Origin of the sequence: Affinundibacterium nitidum, from assembly GCF_014284155.1 — a bacterium.
GTDB classification, from domain to species: domain Bacteria; phylum Pseudomonadota; class Gammaproteobacteria; order Burkholderiales; family Burkholderiaceae_D; genus Undibacterium; species Undibacterium nitidum.
Genome location: NZ_JACOFZ010000055.1, coordinates 1 through 266, shown reverse-complemented (window position 1 = coordinate 266; position 266 = coordinate 1). Strand labels below are relative to the sequence as shown.

Below are 266 nucleotides of genomic sequence, written 5' to 3'. Positions count from 1 at the left end.
ACAGCGTGATATGCGCCGTTTTGCAGGATCGTGCAGGTTCGTCTATAACAAGGCGCTGGCGATGCAAAAATCATTATACGAACAGGGTGCAACAAAACAGGGATATGCAGGCCTGTGTAAGAGTCTTCTAGGATGGAAGGCAGAGGCGACTTGGCTAGCAGAAACGCCATCTCAGGCATTGCAGCAAACATTGAAGGATTTGGAGCGAGCCTATAGCAATTTCTTCGCCAAACGTGCTGACTTCCCGCGCTTTAAGAAAAAAGGGA

The 266-nt window shown here is 48.9% G+C and carries 1 protein-coding gene; it reads left to right on the top strand.

The genetic code is table 11. The annotated features are described in order from the left end of the window. A partial coding sequence (locus H8K36_RS19000; RefSeq protein WP_186918089.1) for a helix-turn-helix domain-containing protein occupies positions 1–266 on the top strand: 266 nt, incomplete at both ends.